Source organism: Streptomyces sp. NPDC053069 (genome assembly GCF_044546895.1).
Lineage (GTDB): Bacteria > Actinomycetota > Actinomycetes > Streptomycetales > Streptomycetaceae > Streptomyces.
The window spans coordinates 148,477-169,567 of sequence record NZ_JBITZN010000020.1; the positions used below are offsets into that span (position 1 = coordinate 148,477).

Genomic DNA, 21,091 nt, shown 5'->3' on the forward strand with positions numbered 1-21,091 from the left:
GGGGGTGGTCACACGTCAGGGCGCGCCGTCGGAGGTCATCGAGCGCGCGGTTGTCTTGGCACGCGAGTGGCTCGCCGTGCTGGAGACTCCCCAACTGCCCGACCAGCCGCAGCCGCGCCGCTCCCCGGCACGCCGCCCGCGCCCCAGCAGGTCCGGGCCGGCTCGCCCGGCGGATGTTACGCCCGCGCCCACACCGGAGCAGGAACACGCGCTCACGGCCAAGCGCACCGGTTCCCATCTCGTCGTCCAGGCCGGTGCCGGCACGGGCAAGACGACGCTGCTGACCATGCTGGCCCGCTCCGTACCCCGCGAGCGCGGCCTCTTCCTCGCTTACAACCGGTCCGTCGTGGACGACGCCGCCAAGAAGTTCCCTCCAAACGTGCGGTGCATGACCGGGCACGGCCTGGCCGTGCGCGAGATCGGCCACCGCTACGCCGCTCGGCTGAACGCTCCCCGCGAACCCAGCTGGCGCATCGGCGAGCGCATCGGCATCACCCCCGGCACGAAAATCGTGCTCGCCGGTCGGCTGATCACGCACAAGACGATCTCCTACAGCGTGCTGCAGACGGTGCGCCGCTTCTGCCACTCCGCCGACACCGAGATCCTGCCCAAACACGTGCCGAAGCTGCGCGGCCTGCCCGACGACTACCGGCCCGACCTGGCCCGCCTCGTCCTGCCTTACGCAGGGCGTGCCTGCGATGACCTGCAGAACCCCCAGTGCGGTGCAGTCCGCTTCGAACCCGACCACTACCTGAAGATCTGGGCCCTGACCGAACCGGTGATCCCGGCCGACTTCCTGCTGCTGGACGAAGCCAGGACACCAACCGCGTGTTGGAGAAGGTGTTCACCGCCCAGCGCGGCCACGCCCAGCTGATCATGGTGGGCGACTCCGCGCAGGCGATCTACGGCTGGCGCGGCGCCTACGACGTCATGACCGACTCCGACGGCGTCCAGCTGACCCTCACCCAGTCCTTCCGGTTCGGCCAGGCCGTTGCCGACGAGGCCAACCGCTGGCTGGCCATCCTCGAAATCCCACTTCGTCTGAAGGGCGCCCCCGCCCTGCACACCACCGTCGGGCTCGTCGCTCATCCCAACGCCGTGCTGTGCCGCTCCAACTCCGGTGCCATCTACGAAGTCCTGCGCCTGCTGGAAAACAACAAACGTGTTGCGATGGCCGGCGGCGGAGAGGCCCTGGAGAAGCTCGCGGCCGCCGCCGGGCAGCTCAAGGCGGGACGCCGCACCAGCCACCCCAACTGTCCGCCCCGGGCTCGTCGTCGCCGCTGTGCAGAACCTGCATCCCGAGCATGCGGCCGACGTCGTCGTCTCCACCGGCCACAAGGCCAACGGCCGCGAATGGCCCACCGTCGTGATCGGCACGGACTTCAAGCCCCGGGCCGGCAGCACGAACAACACCGCTGATGGCAATGGCCAGCCGGACATCGACCTCGACGAAGCACGCCTTGCCTACGTCGCCGTTACCCGCGCCCGGGAGCGCCTCGACCTCGGTGGCCTGTCCTGGTTCAACCAATGCCCCAGCGCTCCCAGCACGATGGGCGATCCTCGGCCCACGGACGCGGGCCCGTCACCTTGGGACCGGCTCGGCCCGCCGCCCGGCTAGCGTGCATGCGTATGAGTGAACGCTTCATAGAGATCAAGCGCGTTGACGAGTACGCGGCCGCGTTCGGGGAGTCTTGGCCGGGGCGGCAGGCCTTGGAGACTGTGAACGCGCCCTATCCCACGATCGTGGTCGACGGCTGGAGCCAAGAGGGCTGGGTCTACTTCCTTCCCGGAGGCCAGGAGGGCCCTCTCGACGAGGTCGGGCGGATCGTGGTCGTGGGGGCGAGCGGGTCGCTTCCCGTCCGTGTATGCCGAGACGGCGTGGCGCGAGGCGAGTGGAACGTCATCCAGGAGCCGTTCAGGTACGGGCAGGAGATGGACTTCGAGCACTTCATACGCGTGATCCACGGTGCCTGATCGAGCGGGACTTGCCGGTCCGACGGCTTCCGAGCGGGGCTTCTGATGGAGATCCTTGAAAACGGCTCTGGCCGCAGTCCCGTGAATCCGCAGGTCAGGGGTGGGAACGCGGGATCGTTTCGGCAGCGTACTTCCTGCCGTGGCGAGCAAGACGGTTGAGGATGTGCTGTTCCCCGGGATCGCTGTGCGAGTTGAGAGTGTCAGCGACTGCTCCGGCACCCTGGTGGTGGAGGCAGTGTCCACCGGTCGGCCGGGCCGCTGTCCGGGCTGCCAGAAGCAGGCGAGACCAGTGCACAGTTCGTACCAACGCAGCCTAGCTGAGCGGCCGTTGGCCCTCGCCAGGTCATCGTCCGGCTGCGGGTACGCCGGTACTTCTGCGACCGGAAGAACTGTTCCCGTAAGACGTTCGTCGAGCAGGTTCCGGGCCTGTCCGAGCGGCGCCGCCGCTCCAGCACCGGGCTGACGGGCTGGCTGCGGTCGATCGCGATCGAGCTCGGCGGCCGTCCGGCCGCCCGATTGTGCCGGCGTCTGCGGATGACCGCGGGCCGGACCCGGCTGCTCAGGCTGCTCAAGGCGCCGGCGGTGCCGGACCGCGCCCCGCGAGTGCTGGGGGCGGACGAGTTCGCCTTCCGCAGGGGCTGCACCTACGGCACCGTGCTCGTCGACGTTGAGGCCGGCCGGGTCGTGGACGTGCTGCCCGACCGCACCTCCGACCCGTTCACGGCCTGGCTGGCCGAGCATCCCGGAGCCGAGATCATCTGCCGGGACCGGGCCAGCGCCTACACCAAGGCGGTCAAGGAGGCCGCCCCGGACGCTCTGGAGGTCGCGGACAGCTGGCATTTGCTTCAGAGCCTGGCGGCCGCAGTGGAGAAGACCTGCCACCAGCATCGCGACTGCCTGCGCAAACGTGCCGAGGAGGAGACGGGGACCGAAGCGCCCGAGGTGGCCCCGATGCTGCTACCGCCCGCCGAACTGCCCCGCACCCAGATCATCGAGCGGACCCGTCACCGTTACGAGGACATCCAGCGCCTGCCGGAGAAACGCTGGACGATCAGTGCCATCGCTCGCCGGCTAAATCTTGACCGCAAGACCGTGCGCCGCTTCCGCGACACCGACCTCGACCGCCTGTTCTTGGAGATCCAGGACCGCGGCGACCGGGGCAGCCGCCAAGTCGTCCGCAAACACCTCGCCGCCCTCCGCGAGGGCACCGCCGAACCGGTCCGGGCCGACATTCCGAGCCCTCGCAAAATCACCTCGTGGATCATGCGTCCCCTTGAGACGCTCACCGACAGCCAAAACGAACGACTCCTCCAAGTCCGGCAGGCCGAGCAGGACGCGCCGAAGCCCGTTCGCTGGCTTTCTCCATCAGGACCTCGACGCCATCACTGCGGGACTGACCCTGCCGTGGAGTTCCGGGGTGGTCGAAGGACACGTGAATCGGGTGAAAACGCTCAAGAGGGCGATGTATGGCCGGGCCTCGTTCGAACTTCTGCGGACCCGTATCCTCACCCAGCACTGACCATCACGGAACTGCGGACAGCTCCTCGGACCTCTCTACCCTCGCACTTTGGGCATGCCCGATTCCGCAGTTCACAGAGCACGTCGGAGCTTGGGCCGCTCAGCGCCGACGCGGGATTCCCAGAGTCTGTATGAGCTGGGCGAGTTCCTCCCGGAAGAGCTTCTCCGGGCTGGTGGTCTGGGTGCCCATATGGCCGTAGACCTCCAGTGACACCAGTCCATGCAGGTGCCCCCAGATGCGCAGGGCGAGGGCGACGGCTGCGGGCGGCAGGTCGGGGAAGGCGGGACGCACCTTCTCAAGGAGACCAGGGTCGAAGTCGGACCAATGGAAGGCACTGTCCTGGTAGAGGTGCCGGGCGTGGGGCCAGGCGGCTGCCGCGAGGGCGGTGAGCCCGGTGCAGACCCGGCGTGCGGCATCCGGGGCGGGGCCTCCCTCGGGGGCCTGGTAGCCGGGCACGGGGTCGCCGTAGATGAGACGGAACCCCTGGGGGTTGACCAAGGCCCAGGTCCGGAAGGCGTGGGCCCATGCCTCGATCCGGACGGCAGGCTCGGCGGAGGGCGTGGCTTCCCAGGCCGTGTCCACAGCATCGGCCAAGGCGGTGTACACGTCGTTAATCAGCGTGGTGACCAGGTCGTCCCTGGTCGGGAAGTATCCGTAGATGGCGTTGGCGGTCATGCCCATGTCGCGGGCGATGGCCCGCAGGGTGATGGCATCCGGCCCGCCCGCGGCCATCAAGGCCAGTGCCACCTTCTTGATTTCGGCTGTGGTCTCGGCCCGTAGCCGCTCGCGCCTTCCCCCGGTTCCCCTGACTGTCACAACAGGAACTCTACAGCGTCGACTTGCTTAGCCTCGTATAAAAACTTCACGGCGTATAGTTTCTTAACGGCGTCACCCTCAGTGGCGTCTCGCTTCTGCATGCACAGGGGAGAACCATGCACATCGGAGTCATCGGAGCCACGGGCACCATCGGCAGCCGGGTCGTCGCCGAGGCCCTCGACCGCGGGCACAGCGTCAAGGCGTTCAGTCGGGACGCCGTTCAGGCGCAGCGCGAGGAGCGTCGGGACAACATCACCTGGACGAGCGTCGACGTCCTGGACCCGAAGAGCATCGCTGGCATCCTGCCCGGACTCGACGTCCTGATCAGCGGGTTCCAGCCGGGCAATGCCGCCAAGGACTTCGCGGACACCGTCCGGCGCTCGATCGCCGACCCGACCGTCTATGCGACGGCGGCGCGGGCCCTGCTGAAGGCGCTGGAGAGCCGCCCACGGACCCGGCTCATCGTGATCGGTGGCGCCGGCAGCCTCGAAATCGAACCGGGAGTGGTGCGAGCAGACTCCGACGAACTGCTGCACGCCGCCCTCGACCAGCTTGGGCTGCCCCGCGAATACGCCGCAGCGGTACGCGGTCACCGCGACGCCCTGGCCGTCCTGCGGACATCGAACCGGCTGTGGACCTACTTCAGCCCCGCGGAGGAGATCGGCCCCGGCGAGCGCACCGGCCGCTTTCGGGTCGGTGGCGACCAGCCGGTCCTGGACGCCGATGGCCGCAGCCGCATCTCGGTGGAGGACGCGGCTATCGCCTTGATCGATGAGGCGGAACTGCCGCGCTTCGTGCAGCGCCGCTTCACCATCGGCTACTGACAGCCACAGCCCACGACCCCGTGGGGGATCTCATGAACTCCCCCACGGGGCAGGGCGACGCCCGTCTGAGCCAACCCTGCTGGCCTTCCGGTGTGGGAAGCCCAGACATGACCCCACAGAGAAGTGTTGCCAGTCCAGCTGCGCGGCAGATCCGCACTTGGCCGTAGCCATCACGCAACCGCGGACAGAGCCAAATTCACGAAGCCTCATCAACGGCACCTCGGCCACCGCCACGACCGTGATGGAAGGCCTCCGGTTCACCCAGGCACCCGACGGCGAGCTCACAGTTGACGGACCGCGGCGCCAGCTGAGGCACGACGCATCGACGCAGCTGTCCGTTTTCGCCCCCAAGCGTTATGGATCCGGGGTCAGCCAGACTGAGGGAAGGAGAACTACTGAAGAGGCCGGAGTACCAGCTGCGGCGAGAAGCCCCCCGGGAGCCGAACCCGTCACACCGTCGAAGTCCACCGTGCCGCTGGAGAACGCCGCATCGCGGAAGACACTCCCGGAACGGCACCCTGCTGTACTTGGGGCTGCTACCAACGAATTGGGTGAGCTGGCGGCGCAGCGTCACCGCGGGTGCGGGGACTCACTGAGGGGCGATGAAGATCTGCGAGGAGCGGGAGGGACCATCCCCGCGGGTGCGGGAATGGCCGGCCGTCCGGTGCCGACGAATGAGGATAGGACGGAGGCCACTTTGCCTGGTATGCCAGATTCAGTGAAAGTCACGAGAAAGGGATTGGCGACGCGGTAGAAATACAGGTCAGTGAGCCTTTGCCAACCTGGCTGATGAGCAGGTTGGCGAGCTCCTTGGTCAGGGTGCGGGCCACTGAAGAAAGTCCTGCACGAGCGGATCAGGCTCGCCCGTCTCGGGATCAAGGCCCGCAAGCCAGCGGCGCTGCTGCTCACGCCAGTGTACGAAAGGAGCAGTCGCACCCCAGAGGGAGGCGTCACCAAGAGGGCATACGTCGAACTCGGCTCGCATCATCTTGACCAGGAAGTCGACCATGCCGCAGTCGAAGAGTGCCCATCTGGAGTCGCCGTAACGGATCTGTCGACGCCAGGCCACCACCGGCCACTTGGCGGGGTCCGGGTCAAGCATCAGCCAGCCCAGCTCGTTGGCATTGCAGCCAGAGCCCCAGGGCAGAACGGCACTGCTGGCCGCCGTGATGCCGGGGACACCGCCATCCCTGTCCCACAGGTCCTGAAACGTAGGCTTGCTGTCCAGAATGCTTCCAGGATCCCACTGCAGGTAGTCGACGGGCACAGGTCCCAGGATCCCGAGTTCTCCGATATCACCCGCCCCATAGACGGACATGAAAGCTCGGTAATCGCTCGGGAGACGGGTACCCAGTACCTGCTCCGCTGCTGGCCAGTCCACTTGCTCATCAGCCCCGTGCTGCGGGGAGACAAGACTGAGCAGCGCCTGCAAAGAGTTCTGGACGGACACGGCACTCCCTTGATCGGGGTCGGAGGCTCACCGTAGCTGCAGGCACTGACAAGTCCACCTCGTCGGGAAGGATCTCGTCGAGGAGCACGGTGTCGACCAGCATCCAGTCGATGGAATGCCTGTAGTCGATGGAGAAGTGCGTCACTCCCGAATAGCTGATACGCAGTCCGGCATCGTGCTTCCATTGATTGGAGGCAAACTCCAGGGTTAGCTCCCCGCTTTTGTCAGTAGCCACCTGGGCACCGGAAAATTCCAGGTCCTTGACGCAGTGACTGTTGCCGTGCCCCATATCGCAATGCGCCGGATCGGAAGCAAATTCCCGTGCGCCGGGCGGCAGATGTTCGCGAAACTTGGGAAGTTCGGTGAGATAGGGCCTGGGGTCCAACCAGAACCCGTGCTGCTCAGGCTTCCAGACAGCCGTGACGAACTTCATTTGCAACCTTCTGCATTGAGAGGCGCACGCCTCCACTTGTCGTCCGAAATACCTTCGGTCCCCTTGGGGCCGATACGGCCAATCTTCCGCAGCTCGTAGATCATCCGCCCCTTGATGGCGTTCTCCACACTGGGCGGGACCTGGACTTCCGAGGCTTTGATGCCATGTTTATTGAACCATCCCTGGCTGTTGAACAGCCCCACCTCGCGGTTCGCCTTATCGTAGACGTGGCTTTCCACGTCTACGATAAGGCACACAGGGTACGGCCCACCGTCGACTGCGCGCCGCAACAGGCCGCAGCAAGTGGAGGCACGCGCTACGACGGCCAGCAACTCCATATCCTGCAGCAATCTTTCCCTAACACAGCAGGGTGGACCGCAGGTCCCGCCCATGCACGCACGTCACGACCGTGTGCCCCGGGCGCGTCGGTGTGATCAGTTGCAGCCGTGTGTCTGTTCCCAGGCCTGTCGGACAGCGGCGGGAATGCGTCCACGCATCGGTACGTCGTATCCGTTTGCTCGCGCCCATTCTCGGATGGCCTCAGGGTCGGAGGTCGGAACATCTGCCGGTGGGAGCGGTGGGGACCATTCATCCAGGCGTGAGGGCTTGAAGTCGAGGCCGGCTTGCAGAAGGCCGTTCGGGAATTGGGGAACGGCTGTGCTGCCGCTCAGGACGGCGACGAGGAACTGGGTGAGGTTCCCGTCGAAGGTGAACCAGCGTGGTCCGCGTGCTTCGTTGACGGCGATCGTCCACGCATCCGGATCCTCGCGGGGGGCGGTGACCCAGAACAGGTACTCGCCGTTGTCGGTCGCGCCGCACGGGAGGAGGAGATCTGGATCGACAGGCGACGGGTAGATTCCCCGAGCGTGATCTGAGCGCATTTGTTCGCGAATACGCTCGGATACAGGTCCGGTGAGGTTGACGTGCACCGATGTGTGTCGGGGGTCGTAGATCCAGAGGTAGTTTGCGAAGCAGCCGGGGTCGTACGTTGCGGTCAGCCTCTTGTAGTCCTCGGGAAGGCGCAAGCCGAGTGCGGATTCGACGCTCGGCCAGTCCGCTGGAGGCTGTTCGGTGGGGGGTGGGGGGCAGAGTTCAGTGAGGCGCTCAAGGGGGCTCATTCGATTCCGTTCCTGCGTCGGATCTGTTGTGCTGCGTGGTCTGGGTTCACGAAGTCCGCTGCGAGGTGGAAGCCGCGGTGGCCATCCGCTTCCATAGTGATCCACTTGGGCACAGAGGTCTTCTTGTCGTCCGTGTACTCAAGATGAACGCTGTACTGCACGACCTCTCCCTTGCGGAGGCCCTTGCCCAGAACCGCGTCGCGGATCTCCAGTTCCAGATCCCTCATGTGCGGCGAGTTGGCCGGGTTCTGCGTGATAGTGAAGAGGTTGTCCAGGGTGTCTCCGGAGCCGCCGAGTACTGCGCCAGCATGTGTCCGCGCGCCTGGTTGTGCTTGGTGCCATGGACGAAGCCGGGCGGCCGCAGGCTGGAGTTGGCGTCGGTTCCCTCTCCGATCATGTCGCGGGTGATGGTGGCGTGCATCTCACAGGGACGTGTCGCCGTACTCCGCCCCGGCAAAACCGGGCCGGCGCCCACCCATCTGGGGGGCATGGCCGACCAACTCGCCCAGGGGGTACGCCAGCAGTGGGAAGCCGAGGCCCGGCTACGCCGCCTCGACGACGCCTTCCCGCTGCCGGTCGCATGGGAGGCGGCCGACCCGGACCTCGTCGAATTCGGCGAGCCCGGTGCCGGCAAAACCATGCTGCTCATTTGTTTGCTGCTGTGGTCGGTCTGCGCCGCCTCTCGTCCTCGTCCGTGTTCCGGATCCGCGTTCCAGGCTCGTTCATTATCCGAGGTCAGAGTCACCAGATCCGTTCCAGCGTTCCCCCTTCCCCGGCGGGGCCCCGGTGGGATGAAAACGGCTGCAGGGTTGCCTCATCGGCCGGCCAGCCGGGCTGGTCGGCTCGGCAGCCACCCTCGTCTGCTGATCGTGGGCGAGTGGGTGCTGACTTTCCCAACGGCAAGAGAAGGAACGATGATTCACATTCCCCAAGGCAGCCCTGCGGGCCTGGCCCGCCGCGGTCTGTACGCGTGCGGTGCCCTCCTGCTGGCGCTGATCGCACTGATCACTTCGCCGGGCACCTCATCCGCCATCGGCTGGGAGTACCCGGTCCGAAACGGCGACATCTACGAAATCCGGCAGGATTGGCTGGTGATGGATGTGTACGGCAGCTCGCACGACGACGAGGCCTCGGTCATCGCCTTCGACTACTGGCCGAACCACGCCAACCAGCTGTGGCGGGCGGAGCGCGGAGGCCAGGACGCAGGCGGCACGTACTGGTACTTCCGCAATCTCAACAGCGGCAGGGTCTTGGACGTGCGGAGGGGCGAGCGGAACGCCGGCCTCGACCAGTTCCGCTTCCAGAGCAGCATGAACCAGCAGTGGTACGTGCGCCAACTGGGCACCACAGCCGTCCTCATCAACCGCCAGACCAATCAAATGATCACCCTCACCGACAGGGAACAGGAACTGCGCATGGCCGACGTGCAGGTCTCTTCCTGGTCGCGAGGGAACTGGATTCTGACGGACAAGGGCCCTCTGCGGCCCCGCGAGCTATAGGGACGCAGGACGCTTCCTACCGTGGGCCCGCCGTTCAACGGCGGGCCCACGGGCTGGCGTGTCAGACCTCTGAGACCGCGGCGAGCGCGGCATGGTGGCCCCGGCCGCCGGCGGCAGCGTTCTCGCTGAGTTCGACGACATCCTCGCCGCGGCCGCGCCGGAGCTCGCCGGTCACGTCCAGGCCGTGGCGTTCGACGCGGACACCGGCCGCGTGGACGTCGCCCCCGACGCCCCCGCGTACGGCACGAAGCTGCGCTGGAGCGCGCCGAAGCTGGTCGCGGCCGCCAACGAGAAGGTGCGCGGCGCGAACGTCCGCACGCTGCAGGTCCTGGCGCCCGCCCCCGTGAAGACCGGCCCCGCCGCGGCGGCCGCCGACCCCACTCCGCCGACCGTGCCCGCCGCTCCGGTGCAGCGACGGACCACGCCAGACGGCTACCGCCATGCCATCGAGGCGCACCGCCAGGCCGTCCGGCCCTCCCGAGTTGACCCGGCCATCGCCGAAGCGGTGGAGCGGCAGACCGCCGCGATGCGGGAGCTGAGCCGCCGCGCGTTCGCCGAGCTGGACGTCGTCGCGGACGACGCGCCGGCCTCGATCGAGGCGACCCGGGCACAGCGCCGCCGCCAGGACGCGGCCACCGAGGTTATCTCGGGTCGCAGCGAAGCGTGAGGCATGTAGGCCGTGTGCCGAGATGGCTGTTGGGGGTGGTCAGCGTTTGATGCGGCCGCGTACGGCGAGGGCGGCGAGCGCGAGCAGGGTGGGTTCGAGGAGGCGGGAGGTCATCTCGATGTAGGTGCCGGCGGTAGTGAGGTTCTGCCCGCTGGAGCGGAAGACGACGGAGTTGACGGCGACGCGGGTGGCCTTTTCCCCGCGGGCCCAAGTGATGCGCTTGGTCCATCCGCCGTGCAGGGCTGGGTCGGGGGTGTCGGTGATGAGGCTGACGTTGCTGCCGTGGAGGGCTCCGCTGGTGGCGGGGTGGGGATCGTGGGTCGGCAGTCCGAAGCCCATGGGTAACAGGACTGTGAGGGACATGGCGGTTAGCAGCCAGCCGACGGCGCGGGAGGCGCGCAGGCCGTAACCGGACAGTAGCCAGTACCCCCACAGCAGGCGCCGTTCGCCCTTGGGGGTGCCGGTTGAGTCGTGGCGGTGCATCTCGCACTCGCCGTAGTAGAAGTCGGCGGCGCCGGGTTCGTTCTTGCCGTCCTCGAAGGCGGTGCGTCACTGCCGGTAGAGAGCGGCGACGTCCACGGGATCGTGGGTGTGGCAGTGATCGGGGTGGTGCGGGCCGGGCCGTCACCGGTGGGGCGAAAGCACGTGGTCTGGGGGTGGGGTGGGCTGGCCTCGTGTGTTCGCGGGCCGCAGCCGTTTGCGTGCTGCTCAGGCCGTCACTGGATGCGGTTTGGTGGTGGCGTCGATGCGTTGCCCGGCAACCAAGGCGACTGACCAGTTGCCTCGGCCTCATTGCTCCGGGGAAGTTGTCCTGAAACACCACAGCCTGCCTGTTGGCCAGTGAATCGGCCACTGCACCAGAATCGCTCTGTTTGAGTCAACCCCGCCTATTACGAGCCACTACACATATGACTGTGCGTTGCCGAACATGAGCGTTCCAAGAGTCTAAGCTGGGGGTTCCGTCAGGCATGCTTACGGCCTGTAGCAAGCGGAAGTAAAATTACCGATTTGTGTCGCGAAAAAGGCTGTCGTGTCGAGGGCCAGAAGCTCCATAGCTTCAACCTCGGCCCGAGACAAATGAGTCACGGGAAAACATCTTGTCCTGGGGGCAATGCGAAACTCGGTAAGGGGAATGGCCGTGGCATCCATGCTGTCGGCTTCCATTGCACTGACCGGCACAAACGTCGATTCTGCTGCTCCTTCGGTGTCCAAAGAGCGCGAGGTGATTGTCGTGACGCCGATGAAGGTGGTCGGATTCGATGCGGCAGTAGCAGAAGAGCACGGCTACAAAATCGTCACGTTACCGAACGGGGAGCAGACCTCCGTGCCGAAGGGCGGGCGCGTCGTCCCGAACACAACCGTGCACGGCGACTGTGGAGACTCGTACCTCCACTTCCATGCTGTCGTTCGCTACGGCTGGAGCGTAGACGTCACAGACAGATTCGGTGTCGGTAGGCTTCACGACAGCGGGTGGGCCACCGGGCCGAATCATGAGATGCATTTCCTCACGCATTCGGGAGGCGCGGGAGATGCCCACGCACAGGTGGAAGACGGGAGCTACACCATCCTGATCGACGGTGAGGAGTGCCACTCCGGATCCCCGTGGGACTCAACGTACTACTTCAAGGACTGACCGCACACTTCGATGAGTGAGGGAAAATGAACATCACCCCGCCAAGCCGCCGCCAGGCCATGGAGGAAGAAATCGCAGTGGCTGCGAGGGATTTTGACGGGGTGATGTTCGGCCTCCGCGGGAAGGACCCCGCAGGAACGCTCGGTCAACAGGAAAATGGAATATACGAAACCTTCTTCATCAAGTATGATCTCGATGGCCGCGGAATGGGAGTCGGCACAACAACTCTGCATGTCGACCCTCTCTTCGCTTACCGTTGGATCGCTACTTTTGTTAAGAATCGGCAACCGTAGGATCCGACGCCGCGGCGCGTAGACTTAAAGGTCGGACACGATGAAGTTGGTCTTCCTGGCGACATTCCGAGCAGATTGCAGGCGTACCGGCTGGGATCGGTCAGTGCACTCCGTGCTGAAGTGGATTACCTAGCCTGGATCGCAATTGGCGATCTCGACTTGATCTGTGCCCAGTGGACCGAAATCAGGTCCCTTGCAGGAACAGACAGTTGAGCTGCTGAACCGGCTGAGGGTGGCGGAATCCCAATGCCAGCTGATCTTCCTACAGCTGTGGCCCGCGAACACCTGGTGTTCGCGGGCCACAGCCGCATGCATGACCGTTAACAACGGCTAACAAAATGAGGTGGATCGGCGTTGGTTGCCGTGTCCGAGGCGGGAGTTGAACGTTCGGCTCGGTGTGGGGACATCGCCGTGGATCGTGTCGGATGAGCTGTGGGATCGCCTGGAGCCGCTGCTGCCGCAGCGCGAACGGCGCTTCCGATACCCGGGCCGCAAGGCGTTACCGGACCGGGAGGTGCTGTGCGGGATCCTGTACGTGCTGCACACCGGCATCCAGTGGGAGTACCTCCCGAAGGAGCTGGGCTTCGGCTCGGGCATGACCTGCTGGGACGGCTGCGGGACTGGAACGAGGCCGGCGTGTGGCAACGGCTCCATGAGGTCCTGCTGGCCGAACTGAACGCAGCCTCGCGGCTGGACTGGTCCCGCTGCGTGGTCGACTCTTCCCATGTCAGGGCGCTAAAAGGGGGAGCCACACGGGCCCCTCGCCGGTCGACCAGGGCCGGGCAGGATCGAAACACCACCTCATCACCGACGGACACGGCACCCCGCTCGCCGTCCTGCTGACCGGCGGCAACCGCAACGACGTCACCCAGCTCCTGCCCTTGCTCGATGCGATCCCGCCGGTCCGCGGCCGGGTCGGACGACCGCGCCGCAAACCCGACTCGCTCTTCGCCGACCGCGGCTACGACCACGACATCTACCGAGACCAGGTCCGCGCTCCGGCATAGTGCCGGCCATCGCCCGCCGCAGAACACGACACGGCACCGGACTGGGCACCTACCGCTGGGTGATCGAGAGAAGCTTCGCGTGGCTGCACGGCTTCCGGCGTCTGCGGATCCGACGGGAACGCAGAGCCGACATCCACGAAGCGTTCCTCAAACTCGCCTGCTGCCTGATCACACACCGACAACTCAGCTCAGTGCGTCAGCCGTTGCAAAGGAGAAGGGAGCGGCTACCCCGGAGGCAGCGCGCGCTCCCTGCGGTTGCGCTTCTCCATAGCCGCGCCCACCCAGATGCACCAGGCGACGCAGCTGGCCAGGAGGAGGAAATAGGTCATGAATCCGTTGGTGTCGCCGAAGAGCCACAGCACCAGTGCGGGGGGCCCGAAAACGATCAGCGGGCCGATGACCCACCAGGTCAGATATGTGCGCAGTATCTCCCCGCCGACGAGCGGCGTCTCCTCGTGCACCGCGTAGTGGGTGACCGAGGTACTGCCGTTCCCGTACTGTGTGTAGGACGAGTCGCCGACGGTCAGGCGATGCCGACGCAAGGGGATCACCGGCAGAAAAAGCAGCACGGCCCACTGGGTGGCGTGGTGGCTGCCGTCACGATTCGGGTAGCTGAAGCCCCGATACGTGGTGCCGAATCCGTTCCACGTCGACATTCTTCGCATCCTCCTCGTCGTCTCCGGCCTGAACTGTCTCACGTCTGGTGGGATTGGGGGTCGGATCAGCCGTGATCCGTACGTCGTAGGGCCTGTCCAAGCAGCCGAACCCTCTGGAGACCCAGCGCAAGGCCAAGTACGCCGGCGGGATCGCGTCGAGCAGGGGCAGCAGTTGGGTGCCGTCGTTGCAGTTGCCGCCGGTCAGCAAGATCGCGAACGGGGTGCGTCCGGCAACGGCTCACGGCCCGGACAACGGAAGCAGCGCTCACACTGCCGCAGCAGCGGCTCCAGGCGGTCCCACAGCTCATCCGACACGATCCACGGTGACGCCCCCACGCCAGACCGAACACCCAACTCTCGCCCGCCCACGGGCGTCAGGAGCGATCCACCTCATTTTGTTAGTCGTTGTAAACGGTGGATGGCGCGGATTTTATCCACTTGGCGCTACTGGTTGTGGTCAAGGCGGTGCTGGCGAGTGGTGACAATGTTTCGCACGCCATCGGGTGCGGGTGGCCTGTTCGCCATCCAGCCACTGCGGCGCCGTGTGGTCGACGGGGAGAGGGAGGTCGGCCATGAAGGAGGCGATGTCGATGTAGTAGGCGTAGTCGCCGTTCTGGGTCTGTTCGCGCAGCCGGGAGAGGGTGGCGGCGAGTGCGTCGTGGTCGTCGAGGACGGCCTGGTGGAACGCCGCGGCGAGTTCGAGGGTGGGGGTCATGGAGGTGAGGCCGGCAATGTCGAGCTCGGTGCGCAGGGTGTGAATGCGGTCGTCGAGCGCGGGATCGCCGGCGTCGCGGATCAGGGCGGCGGTGGCCGCGTTGATCGTGGTGGCGCGCAGGTCGAGGTTGGCGAGGAGCTGGTGGGCCAGGTCGATTTCGTCGTCGGCCCGGTGGGGGTCGTAGAAGGCGACGGCGAGGGCGCGCAGGGCTTGGTTGTGTGCGGCTTCGCCGGCTTTGGCGTGTTGTTCGGCTTCGGTGCGTCCGGCGAGGTAGGCGGCGGCCGCGCGTTCCGGTTCTCCTTGCAGCCACCACAGGTCGCCCAGGACGCGCTGGTGGCGTCCTTCCCATCCCAGGGTTTGTGCGGCGGCGTGTGCGGTGGGGAAGTCTCCGGCGAGCCCGGCCTTGGCCCGGTAGTACAGGGCCATCTCGTCGAGTTCGGTGGGCAGGAGGCGGGTGTCGAGCACGGCGGTCAGCCGGTCCACGGTGCGGGCGCGGTGTTCGTCCTGGCGGCGGGTGAGGGCGCTGAGGAGTTCGACCAGGGCGTCGGCGGCCGTGTCCAGTCCGGTGTGGTCGCCGGTGTCGGGCGGGCGAGGGGTTCCCAGACGGAGTCGCTGATGTAGGCCCAGGCCGCGTCGGTGGCTGTCGCGCTGCACCGCCAGGCGCCGGTCCTCACCCGCCACTTCGGTGTGTACACGCCGGTCGGTGCGGGCGAGGTCGCGGCGGAAGACGGCGGTCTCGGACGCGGTCCACGGCCGCGCCCGCTCCGCCCGCACCACCCGCTCGGCAGCCGGACGGCGCCGCCAGCCCCCGCCGGGGGTGAGCTCGTTGGTGTAGAGGGCGGAGCCGTCGCGCCGTACGACGGTGACGCGGTCGGCGAGCTGCTCGGTCTCGATGACGGCCAGTGTGGCGAGCAGGCCCTTCGCGCAGGTGTCGTGGTTCTCCACGACACGTACCGACCCCCGCCGTCGGCGGCCTCGGTGAGGAAGCGGTCCACGATGCCGAGCTGGCTCAGGGCCTCCGAAATGGCCAGCACCACCACCTCGATCCGGTGGCCGGCCGCCCGGTAGGCGCGGGAGGAGGCGTGGAAGTCGTCCGGGTCGGCGAGTGCCGACTCCACCACGGCGTCGAAGCCCATCTCGCGGACGTGGTGCGCCTGCGGACCACCCGGTCGTCAAGCAGGTAGCGAAGGCGAAGTGGCAGCTCACGCAGCGCGGCTTCGGGCCGTGGGCGCGGATCTACCGCAAAGCGCAGGGACGCGAACGGCAGTGCGTGCGGCTGGCGATCCTGTCCTGGGACGCCGTCGATGAGCGGTCCTGGCCGGGCGTCGCCGACATGGAGCCGGCCGACATCGCCCGCGTTCTCGGCGTGTACGCGCAGCGGGTCAGCACCCCGCGCGGCTCCACGGCCGTGTCCGGGCTGGAGCTGATGACGGCGCTGCGCCCGCCGACGAGGGCCGTGCAGGACCCGGCGACCGGGAACTGGGTCAGTGGCCACAACCTCGGCTCGCTGGGCACGGAGCCGATGGACCCGGCGCCGCCGGAGGCCACCCAGGAGCACCCCGTGTTCGTCAACTCCGGCTGGAAGGGGGGCTTCCTGAATGAGGAGGCCTACCAGTGGGTGCGGCCGGTGGACCTGCCGACCGATGAGGAGTGCACGCTGCCCTTCGCGGTCGGCCTGGAACCTCAATACGGCGTTCCTTGCGGCCGCGGCCCGCCTGGTCGTCGGCCTGTCGGAGCCCGTGCACTTCGTGAACCGCCGTTCAACCCGAAGATCTCCGGCTCCTGGCTGGTCGACCTGAGCCACATCGAGCTGGACCCGCGTCTGCCCAGCCCGTTCACGCCGACCGGGGAGCGCCCGACTGGCCCGGCCCGGTACCAGACGCACACCGTCGCCTATGCCCAGGAGCTCGGCTACAACGTCCAGCCGATCGAGGCGTACCTGCGCCGCGAGACCGGCGCCTACCTGGACCCGTGGCACGACCGGCTCAAGAACGCCTACGTCGACACCCTGGCAGACCTCGGCGTCACCAAGGACCTGGACGACCGGGCCTTCCTCACGGCGATGGAGCAGCACAAGCAGGTCGACCCGGCCCTGGCCACCGTCCTCTCCGCCATCAAGGCCACGGTCAAGGGCGGCGTCGGCACGCTGCGCGAACGTCCGCAGGGCCGCCACTACAAGGACGGCGAGAGGTGGTCGGCCCTGGAGCGCCCGACCTGGCGCCCCGACATCCGCGCCGCCGTCATCTCCAAGGCACGGGTCAACATGCACCGCAAGCTCAACAACATGGCCAAGATGACGGGCCTGTACCCGCTGGCCGTACTGTCCGACTGTGTCGTCTACCCCAGCCCCGGCCCCTCCCCGCTGGACTTCCTGCCGTACGCAGCCTCCGGCAAGCCGCAACCCGGCGGCTTCCGCCTCGGGCCCACCCCGGGCCTGGCGAAGCTGGAAGGCGTCCAGGAGATGCTCTGGGCGGTCGACCTGATGGAGAAGGGCTACAACCCCGCCCGGCACATCAAGGGCGGCGACGCCGTCCTGGACGAAGGCGAGTAGACCTGGCCACCCACACCGACGGCACGACATCGCCGCTGGAGGCCGACGCGGAACTGGAGCGGACACTCGGCCGGCTTGAGGCGCGCATGGAGGCCCTGCAGCACTCCATGCCCACCCGCCACGGATCGCCGCGGGTGGAGCTGTGGCGGCATGACCTGCACGAGACGCGCGAGACCTGGTTCCGGCTCATCGACCCCGACGGCCAGGACCCCACCCGCGAACGGAGCTGAGCACCACCGTGGAGATCCATGACGCCCTGCAGCGCGCCGAACAAGAGGCCTTCACCCGGGAGCCGCCGAAGACGCTGAAGGGGCAGATCGGCTTCCTGCTCAAGCAGTTGAAGTCCGCGAAGGCCGTCGCGGCAGAACTGGGCATCACGGCCGACTCCGTCAACCGCTACCGGCGCGGCGCGCGCAAGCACCCACCGAAGCACGGCGTACGCAAGCGCCGACAGCGCCAGGCCGCCGCCACGGGTGGGATCACCGTCGAAACCAGGGCTCGGTTCGGTTACACCGCGCCCATCGGAACGACCGGCGACTCACCGTGCACCTCCCCCCGACTACGCCCGCCGCCTGTTCGAAGCCCGCGAAGCGGGAGCCGGCGACCAGGAGATGCGCGAAATCATCGCTGAAGGATTTAAAGACGTGTATTTCCAGGATGCCCGCGCTATGGGCCCCTCGGACGTCACCTTTACCGACATCGACTATTTGGACCTGGACTTCTGAAAGCGAGGAATTTCGGCCGCCCGGGGATGAGCCTGTGACTGAGCGCCCCAGTTGGCCATTGATCACTTCAGTTGGCCGCTCTGCGCTCGGCCGCCGTCCTGGCCCCTCGCGCAGCTGCGCGCGTGGTGGAAGGCGCGCGCGATCCTCACCTCCGGGGTGGCCCCCGACGTCATCAACTCTCTCCTCGAGTACGCCCGCGGCGCAGCGGCGGCGATCCGGGCCCGGGTCGCCGCCGTGGTCGATGTCGCCCTGGCGGCCGTCGACGTCGCCGCGACGGCGTTCGTGATGAACGACGGCAGCCGGTTCCACCGCCGGCACCTGCTCGCGAAGCGCGCGCCGGGTCCCAGCCGTCCGGCGCGTCGATCGTGAGCTGTGCGCGGATCCCGCGGATGAGGAACGGCTCGAGCGGCTCCAGGAAGAGGGCGGCCGGCCTCGCCGAGTTTGCGAGGATCTTCCTCCGGTGGTTCCGGGCCGCCTTCATGGTCTTGCCGTGGACAGCCGCTGACCGATGCGGAACCGGGTGGCTCGGGCGGCATGCGCTCCGTGACCCGGTCCGGGACGTCGAACGCCGGTGCACCTTGGAGTCATCCGCACCGGCTCGAACCAGCGCTCGTCGCTGTTCGGGCGGTGAGAGTGACTGCTGAGGCTCATGAGAAGTCGTCCGGTTGCCAACTCGGCACTCGGCTGGAACGCTCGGCCGGACTTCGTGTTCGGGCTCTGGGCCGCAGCGCGGAGGGGAGGGCAGGCGGCGGTGTCTCCTCCTCCGAGGAACGACGCTTTCAATCCCTCCGGTGTCCTCGCCGGCGAGCAGGCCATGCCCCAGGGCAACTTTCTCCACTACCTCTTGTGCGCGACGTGGTCGCGGCTGGTGAGGGCGTGGCGTCTGGACACCCGCACCTTCGCCCAGGGCGAGGAGGTTCCCCTCGACGGCAACGACGGCCTGGTCTACATACTCCTGGGCGGCTGCGTCGTACAGGAATGCTTTCCCTTCGGCGCCGGCCGCAATGCGCCGGCCGTCGTCCGGTTCCGGGGCGTCGGCGAGTTCTTCGGCGAGGCCAAGCTCATAGAGGCGACCGCCCAGGTACGCACCGTCTGCCTCAGCACCACGTGGGTCATGACGTGCCCTGTCCACCACATGAACGTGATCCTCAGGCGTCACCCGGATGTCCAGCTCGCGTTGCTGCACTGCCGAGGGCCGCTGACCGTTGCGACGCTCAGGTAACCCTGCCCCCTCACCGATTCAGCCGATCAGTCTGTCCCGCCCCATCGCGCAGCCTCCGGCAGCGAAGACACCGGCGATGACGGGGTTGGGGCAAGACCCGTCGGTATAGAAGGTCAGGACACCGATGCTGCCATCCTGGCCGTCCACACCGCCCGCGATCTGAACTACTGACGTTGAAAGCCTGGTTCGCCGGGGCTGATGGTGGTGGTCCTTGCTGTTCGCCGTGTGCATGAGGTACGCGCGGGGCGGGAGCTCACGGCCGGACGGCGGGCCTTTGTGAGCGGTTGCGGATGGAGGCGGCCGAGCGGTTCGCGTACGAGGACGACAATCCCCATTGCCGGCCACGCCATAGGTGAGCAGGCTCTGCCGCCGATCAGCGGGGGCGTTGGCCCGCGATCACTCTTATGCCAGACGAGAGCTGCTTGGGCCCAGCAAGATCACCACATAGAGTCCGAATCGATGGAGCCGTCACAGCATTCGGCTGTACCCGGTCCGCTCATCGTCCCGGATGGGGCATTTAACAGCCGGAGGTTCGCGGTGGTCCTGTTTCGGATGGCGCACGCGCTGTTCATGGCACGACGGCCAGGAGGGCGCTACACCGCGGCCGGCTGTGCCGGCCTTCTTGCGGCAGGAACGCTCGTCTTCGGTGGCGCCGCAGAGGCCGCCGCACAGCCGACGTGCTTCGGTGTTCCGGCCACGATCCAGGCACAGCCGGGAGTGCCCACCACGGGCACCCCGGGCAATGACGTGATCGTCGGTACCTCGGGGCATGACAGCATCGACGGCCTGGGGGGAGACGACCTGATCTGCGGGCTCGACGGAAACGATCTTCTCTTCGGTGGTCTCGGTGACGACCAGATCGATGGCGGCGCAGGGGGTGACGACATTACCGGCGACGTCGAGGCGCTGGCCGGCAACGCCATCGGAGGCGGCAACGACCACCTCTATGGCGGTGACGGCGGCGACTTTATGGTCGGCGACTCCTTTGCACACAGTGGAGACGCAGAGGGCGCCGGGGACGATGTGCTCATGGGAGGCCCTGGCCAAGACGAACTGATTGGTGACTGCCTCAGCTCCCGCAACGCGCGAGGAAGTGGCGGAGACGACTTCCTGGACGTGGGAACTGGTGGTGGGGAGGCCGCGACCGGGGATCACGTCGTCAACAGCCCTAGGGGCGGGACCGCGTCCGGATCCGGCAACGACCGGATCTTCGGCAGCGACGGCTTCTCAGGCGGACCCGGCTTCGACGATACTCTCGTCGGCGACTCCGTCGTACCCCACATCCCGCCCACGGCCGGTAATGATGTGATCTCAGGCCGTGGAGGAGACGACCTGGTGTTCGGCGACAACGCCAACCTTCCGCGCCCGACAGAGGTCTACCCCTCCAGAACCATCGGGACTGCGGGCGGTGACGACGACATGAGCGGCGCCGATGGCGTGGACACGCTTCGGGCGGGTCCGGGCAACGACTCCCTCAACGGCGGTCCCGACGCTCCTGACTACTGCAATGGCGAAGCAGGGACCGACCGCGCGACCGAGTGCGAAATCCTCAGAAGGATCCCGTAACCGCCGTGCGAAAACGGCCCACCGGCAAGGAGAAGCGGCTGAACGCCGCCTCCTGTGGCGACAAGGGCAGCCTCAAGGACGCCGAGTACGACCACCTCCTCAGCCTCCAGCTGGGTGGAGACCCGAACGACGCCCGCAACCTGTGGGTGAAGCCGGGTCACAAGCCGGGCTCGGGGGTGAACAACCTGAAGGACCCGGTGGAGACCAAGCTGCACACGGCCGTCTGCTCCGGCAAGGACCACGTCATGACGGATCCCTTCCACACCAATCCCCGGCAGCGCAGCGAGCGGTGCTCCGTCATCCGGCAGCCGGTCGACGCGGCCCGGATCTAGGTGTATTGACCTGAAGCGTTGTTCACACGGCTGATCGGTGGCTGGCCTCCGAGTGCTGTGTGGCAGCGATGGTGGTTGTAGGTGTGCAGGA

General features: G+C 67.0%; 19 protein-coding genes and 9 pseudogenes. 16 read left to right on the top strand and 12 right to left on the bottom strand.

The genetic code is table 11. The annotated features are described in order from the left end of the window. Positions 1-187 precede the first annotated feature (187 nt). The 3 genes and pseudogenes from ACIGXP_RS35580 to ACIGXP_RS35590 form a co-directional block, all read left to right on the top strand. Positions 188-1,618: pseudogene (locus ACIGXP_RS35580) on the top strand (UvrD-helicase domain-containing protein); the annotation flags it as partial. Positions 1,619-1,629: 11 nt separating this feature from the next. After that, a complete protein-coding gene (locus tag ACIGXP_RS35585) occupies positions 1,630-1,974 on the top strand; it encodes a hypothetical protein (RefSeq protein ID WP_399775517.1) in 345 nt (114 codons plus the stop codon). Positions 1,975-2,316: 342 nt separating this feature from the next. Continuing rightward, positions 2,317-3,627, top strand: a pseudogene (locus ACIGXP_RS35590) (ISL3 family transposase); the annotation flags it as partial. Here ACIGXP_RS35590 and ACIGXP_RS35595 read toward each other — a convergent pair. Continuing rightward, positions 3,593-4,309 carry a TetR/AcrR family transcriptional regulator gene (locus ACIGXP_RS35595; protein WP_399775519.1) on the bottom strand — a complete coding sequence of 239 codons (717 nt, stop codon included), beginning with the start codon at positions 4,307-4,309 and terminating at the stop codon, positions 3,593-3,595. The pseudogene ACIGXP_RS35590 and the gene ACIGXP_RS35595 sit on opposite strands and share 35 nt — an antisense overlap. Positions 4,310-4,425: 116 nt before the next feature. Between ACIGXP_RS35595 and ACIGXP_RS35600 the strand changes: the two genes are divergently transcribed. Further along, positions 4,426-5,133 (top strand): NAD(P)-dependent oxidoreductase, encoded by a 708-nt coding sequence (locus ACIGXP_RS35600; protein ID WP_399775521.1) that lies wholly within the window; start codon positions 4,426-4,428, stop codon positions 5,131-5,133. An 814-nt stretch (positions 5,134-5,947) separates the two neighbouring features. Here the strand turns inward: ACIGXP_RS35600 and ACIGXP_RS35605 are convergent. The 5 genes from ACIGXP_RS35605 to ACIGXP_RS35625 form a co-directional block, all read right to left on the bottom strand. Beyond that, positions 5,948-6,583, bottom strand: coding sequence for a hypothetical protein (locus tag ACIGXP_RS35605; protein WP_399775523.1), 636 nt, complete (start codon positions 6,581-6,583; stop codon positions 5,948-5,950). After that, the gene (locus ACIGXP_RS35610; protein WP_399775525.1) at positions 6,522-7,016 is read right to left on the bottom strand and encodes a hypothetical protein; all 495 of its coding nucleotides are present in this window, start codon (positions 7,014-7,016) and stop codon (positions 6,522-6,524) included. The genes ACIGXP_RS35605 and ACIGXP_RS35610 overlap by 62 nt, the downstream gene beginning before the upstream one ends. Next, the gene (locus ACIGXP_RS35615; protein WP_399775526.1) at positions 7,013-7,255 is read right to left on the bottom strand and encodes a hypothetical protein; all 243 of its coding nucleotides are present in this window, start codon (positions 7,253-7,255) and stop codon (positions 7,013-7,015) included. Before ACIGXP_RS35615 ends, ACIGXP_RS35610 begins: the two co-directional genes overlap by 4 nt. Positions 7,256-7,450: 195 nt before the next feature. Next, complete coding sequence (locus ACIGXP_RS35620) at positions 7,451-8,134, bottom strand: histone-like nucleoid-structuring protein Lsr2 (RefSeq protein WP_399775527.1); 684 nt, start codon at positions 8,132-8,134, stop codon at positions 7,451-7,453. Next, entirely contained in the window at positions 8,131-8,409 is a 279-nt protein-coding gene (locus ACIGXP_RS35625) for a hypothetical protein (RefSeq protein WP_399775568.1), read from the bottom strand. The genes ACIGXP_RS35620 and ACIGXP_RS35625 overlap by 4 nt, the downstream gene beginning before the upstream one ends. A gap of 213 nt (positions 8,410-8,622) precedes the next feature. On the opposite strand from ACIGXP_RS35625, the gene ACIGXP_RS35630 reads away from it, so the two are divergent. Continuing rightward, positions 8,623-9,633, top strand: a complete 1,011-nt coding sequence (locus ACIGXP_RS35630; RefSeq protein WP_399775529.1) for an RICIN domain-containing protein — start codon at positions 8,623-8,625, stop codon at positions 9,631-9,633. A 91-nt stretch (positions 9,634-9,724) separates the two neighbouring features. Then, on the top strand, positions 9,725-10,300 hold the full coding sequence (locus ACIGXP_RS35635) for a DUF721 domain-containing protein (protein ID WP_399775531.1): 576 nt from the start codon (positions 9,725-9,727) through the stop codon (positions 10,298-10,300). A 39-nt stretch (positions 10,301-10,339) separates the two neighbouring features. On the opposite strand, the pseudogene ACIGXP_RS35640 reads toward ACIGXP_RS35635, so the two are convergent. After that, positions 10,340-10,849, bottom strand: a pseudogene (locus ACIGXP_RS35640) (pentapeptide repeat-containing protein); the annotation flags it as partial. A gap of 589 nt (positions 10,850-11,438) precedes the next feature. Between ACIGXP_RS35640 and ACIGXP_RS35645 the strand changes: the two are divergent. From ACIGXP_RS35645 to ACIGXP_RS35655, 3 genes and pseudogenes are all read left to right on the top strand, one after another. Then, entirely contained in the window at positions 11,439-11,933 is a 495-nt protein-coding gene (locus tag ACIGXP_RS35645) for a hypothetical protein (RefSeq protein ID WP_399775533.1), read from the top strand. Positions 11,934-11,959: 26 nt separating this feature from the next. Then, positions 11,960-12,226, top strand: coding sequence for a hypothetical protein (locus ACIGXP_RS35650; RefSeq protein WP_399775535.1), 267 nt, complete (start codon positions 11,960-11,962; stop codon positions 12,224-12,226). A 358-nt stretch (positions 12,227-12,584) separates the two neighbouring features. Further along, positions 12,585-13,418: pseudogene (locus ACIGXP_RS35655) on the top strand (IS5 family transposase); the annotation flags it as partial. 39 nt (positions 13,419-13,457) lie between these two features. Here ACIGXP_RS35655 and ACIGXP_RS35660 read toward each other — a convergent pair. The 5 genes and pseudogenes from ACIGXP_RS35660 to ACIGXP_RS35680 all read right to left on the bottom strand — a co-directional run. Continuing rightward, the gene (locus ACIGXP_RS35660; RefSeq protein ID WP_399775575.1) at positions 13,458-13,889 is read right to left on the bottom strand and encodes a hypothetical protein; all 432 of its coding nucleotides are present in this window, start codon (positions 13,887-13,889) and stop codon (positions 13,458-13,460) included. Between the two features lie 142 nt (positions 13,890-14,031). Continuing rightward, positions 14,032-14,121 (bottom strand): annotated as a pseudogene (locus ACIGXP_RS35665) (IS5/IS1182 family transposase); the annotation flags it as partial. Beyond that, positions 14,115-14,267, bottom strand: a pseudogene (locus ACIGXP_RS35670) (IS5/IS1182 family transposase); the annotation flags it as partial. The pseudogenes ACIGXP_RS35670 and ACIGXP_RS35665, both read right to left, overlap by 7 nt. 79 nt (positions 14,268-14,346) lie before the next feature. Beyond that, complete coding sequence (locus ACIGXP_RS35675; protein WP_399775577.1) at positions 14,347-15,549, bottom strand: hypothetical protein; 1,203 nt, start codon at positions 15,547-15,549, stop codon at positions 14,347-14,349. Between the two features lie 41 nt (positions 15,550-15,590). Next, positions 15,591-15,740, bottom strand: a pseudogene (locus ACIGXP_RS35680) (zeta toxin family protein); the annotation flags it as partial. Between ACIGXP_RS35680 and tap the strand changes: the two are divergent. The 7 genes and pseudogenes from tap to ACIGXP_RS35715 form a co-directional block, all read left to right on the top strand. Further along, positions 15,710-17,155, top strand: coding sequence for a telomere-associated protein Tap (tap, locus tag ACIGXP_RS35685; protein ID WP_399775537.1), 1,446 nt, complete (start codon positions 15,710-15,712; stop codon positions 17,153-17,155). The pseudogene ACIGXP_RS35680 and the gene tap sit on opposite strands and share 31 nt — an antisense overlap. A gap of 86 nt (positions 17,156-17,241) precedes the next feature. Then, on the top strand, positions 17,242-17,385 hold the full coding sequence (locus ACIGXP_RS35690) for a hypothetical protein (protein WP_399775539.1): 144 nt from the start codon (positions 17,242-17,244) through the stop codon (positions 17,383-17,385). A gap of 8 nt (positions 17,386-17,393) precedes the next feature. Next, positions 17,394-17,880: pseudogene (tpg, locus tag ACIGXP_RS35695) on the top strand (telomere-protecting terminal protein Tpg). Between the two features lie 51 nt (positions 17,881-17,931). Then, entirely contained in the window at positions 17,932-18,249 is a 318-nt protein-coding gene (locus ACIGXP_RS35700; protein WP_399775541.1) for a hypothetical protein, read from the top strand. A 382-nt stretch (positions 18,250-18,631) separates the two neighbouring features. Continuing rightward, positions 18,632-19,102, top strand: coding sequence for a hypothetical protein (locus tag ACIGXP_RS35705; RefSeq protein WP_399775543.1), 471 nt, complete (start codon positions 18,632-18,634; stop codon positions 19,100-19,102). A 552-nt stretch (positions 19,103-19,654) separates the two neighbouring features. Beyond that, a complete protein-coding gene (locus tag ACIGXP_RS35710) occupies positions 19,655-20,668 on the top strand; it encodes a calcium-binding protein (RefSeq protein ID WP_399775545.1) in 1,014 nt (337 codons plus the stop codon). Positions 20,669-20,688: 20 nt separating this feature from the next. After that, positions 20,689-20,904: pseudogene (locus ACIGXP_RS35715) on the top strand (hypothetical protein); the annotation flags it as partial. Positions 20,905-21,091: the final 187 nt, after the last annotated feature.

What these genes read in the sequence shown, in the direction of transcription:
- ACIGXP_RS35585 (WP_399775517.1), top strand. Translation starts at nt 1,630, where the DNA reads ATGAGTGAACGCTTCATAGAGATCAAGCGCGTTGACGAGTACGCGGCC.
- ACIGXP_RS35600 (WP_399775521.1), top strand. Translation starts at nt 4,426, where the DNA reads ATGCACATCGGAGTCATCGGAGCCACGGGCACCATCGGCAGCCGGGTC.
- ACIGXP_RS35610 (WP_399775525.1), bottom strand. Translation starts at nt 7,016, where the DNA reads ATGAAGTTCGTCACGGCTGTCTGGAAGCCTGAGCAGCACGGGTTCTGG.
- ACIGXP_RS35620 (WP_399775527.1), bottom strand. Translation starts at nt 8,134, where the DNA reads ATGAGCCCCCTTGAGCGCCTCACTGAACTCTGCCCCCCACCCCCCACC.
- ACIGXP_RS35630 (WP_399775529.1), top strand. Translation starts at nt 8,623, where the DNA reads ATGGCCGACCAACTCGCCCAGGGGGTACGCCAGCAGTGGGAAGCCGAG.
- ACIGXP_RS35635 (WP_399775531.1), top strand. Translation starts at nt 9,725, where the DNA reads ATGGTGGCCCCGGCCGCCGGCGGCAGCGTTCTCGCTGAGTTCGACGAC.
- ACIGXP_RS35650 (WP_399775535.1), top strand. Translation starts at nt 11,960, where the DNA reads ATGAACATCACCCCGCCAAGCCGCCGCCAGGCCATGGAGGAAGAAATC.
- ACIGXP_RS35660 (WP_399775575.1), bottom strand. Translation starts at nt 13,889, where the DNA reads ATGTCGACGTGGAACGGATTCGGCACCACGTATCGGGGCTTCAGCTAC.
- ACIGXP_RS35690 (WP_399775539.1), top strand. Translation starts at nt 17,242, where the DNA reads ATGGAGGCCCTGCAGCACTCCATGCCCACCCGCCACGGATCGCCGCGG.
- ACIGXP_RS35710 (WP_399775545.1), top strand. Translation starts at nt 19,655, where the DNA reads ATGGCGCACGCGCTGTTCATGGCACGACGGCCAGGAGGGCGCTACACC.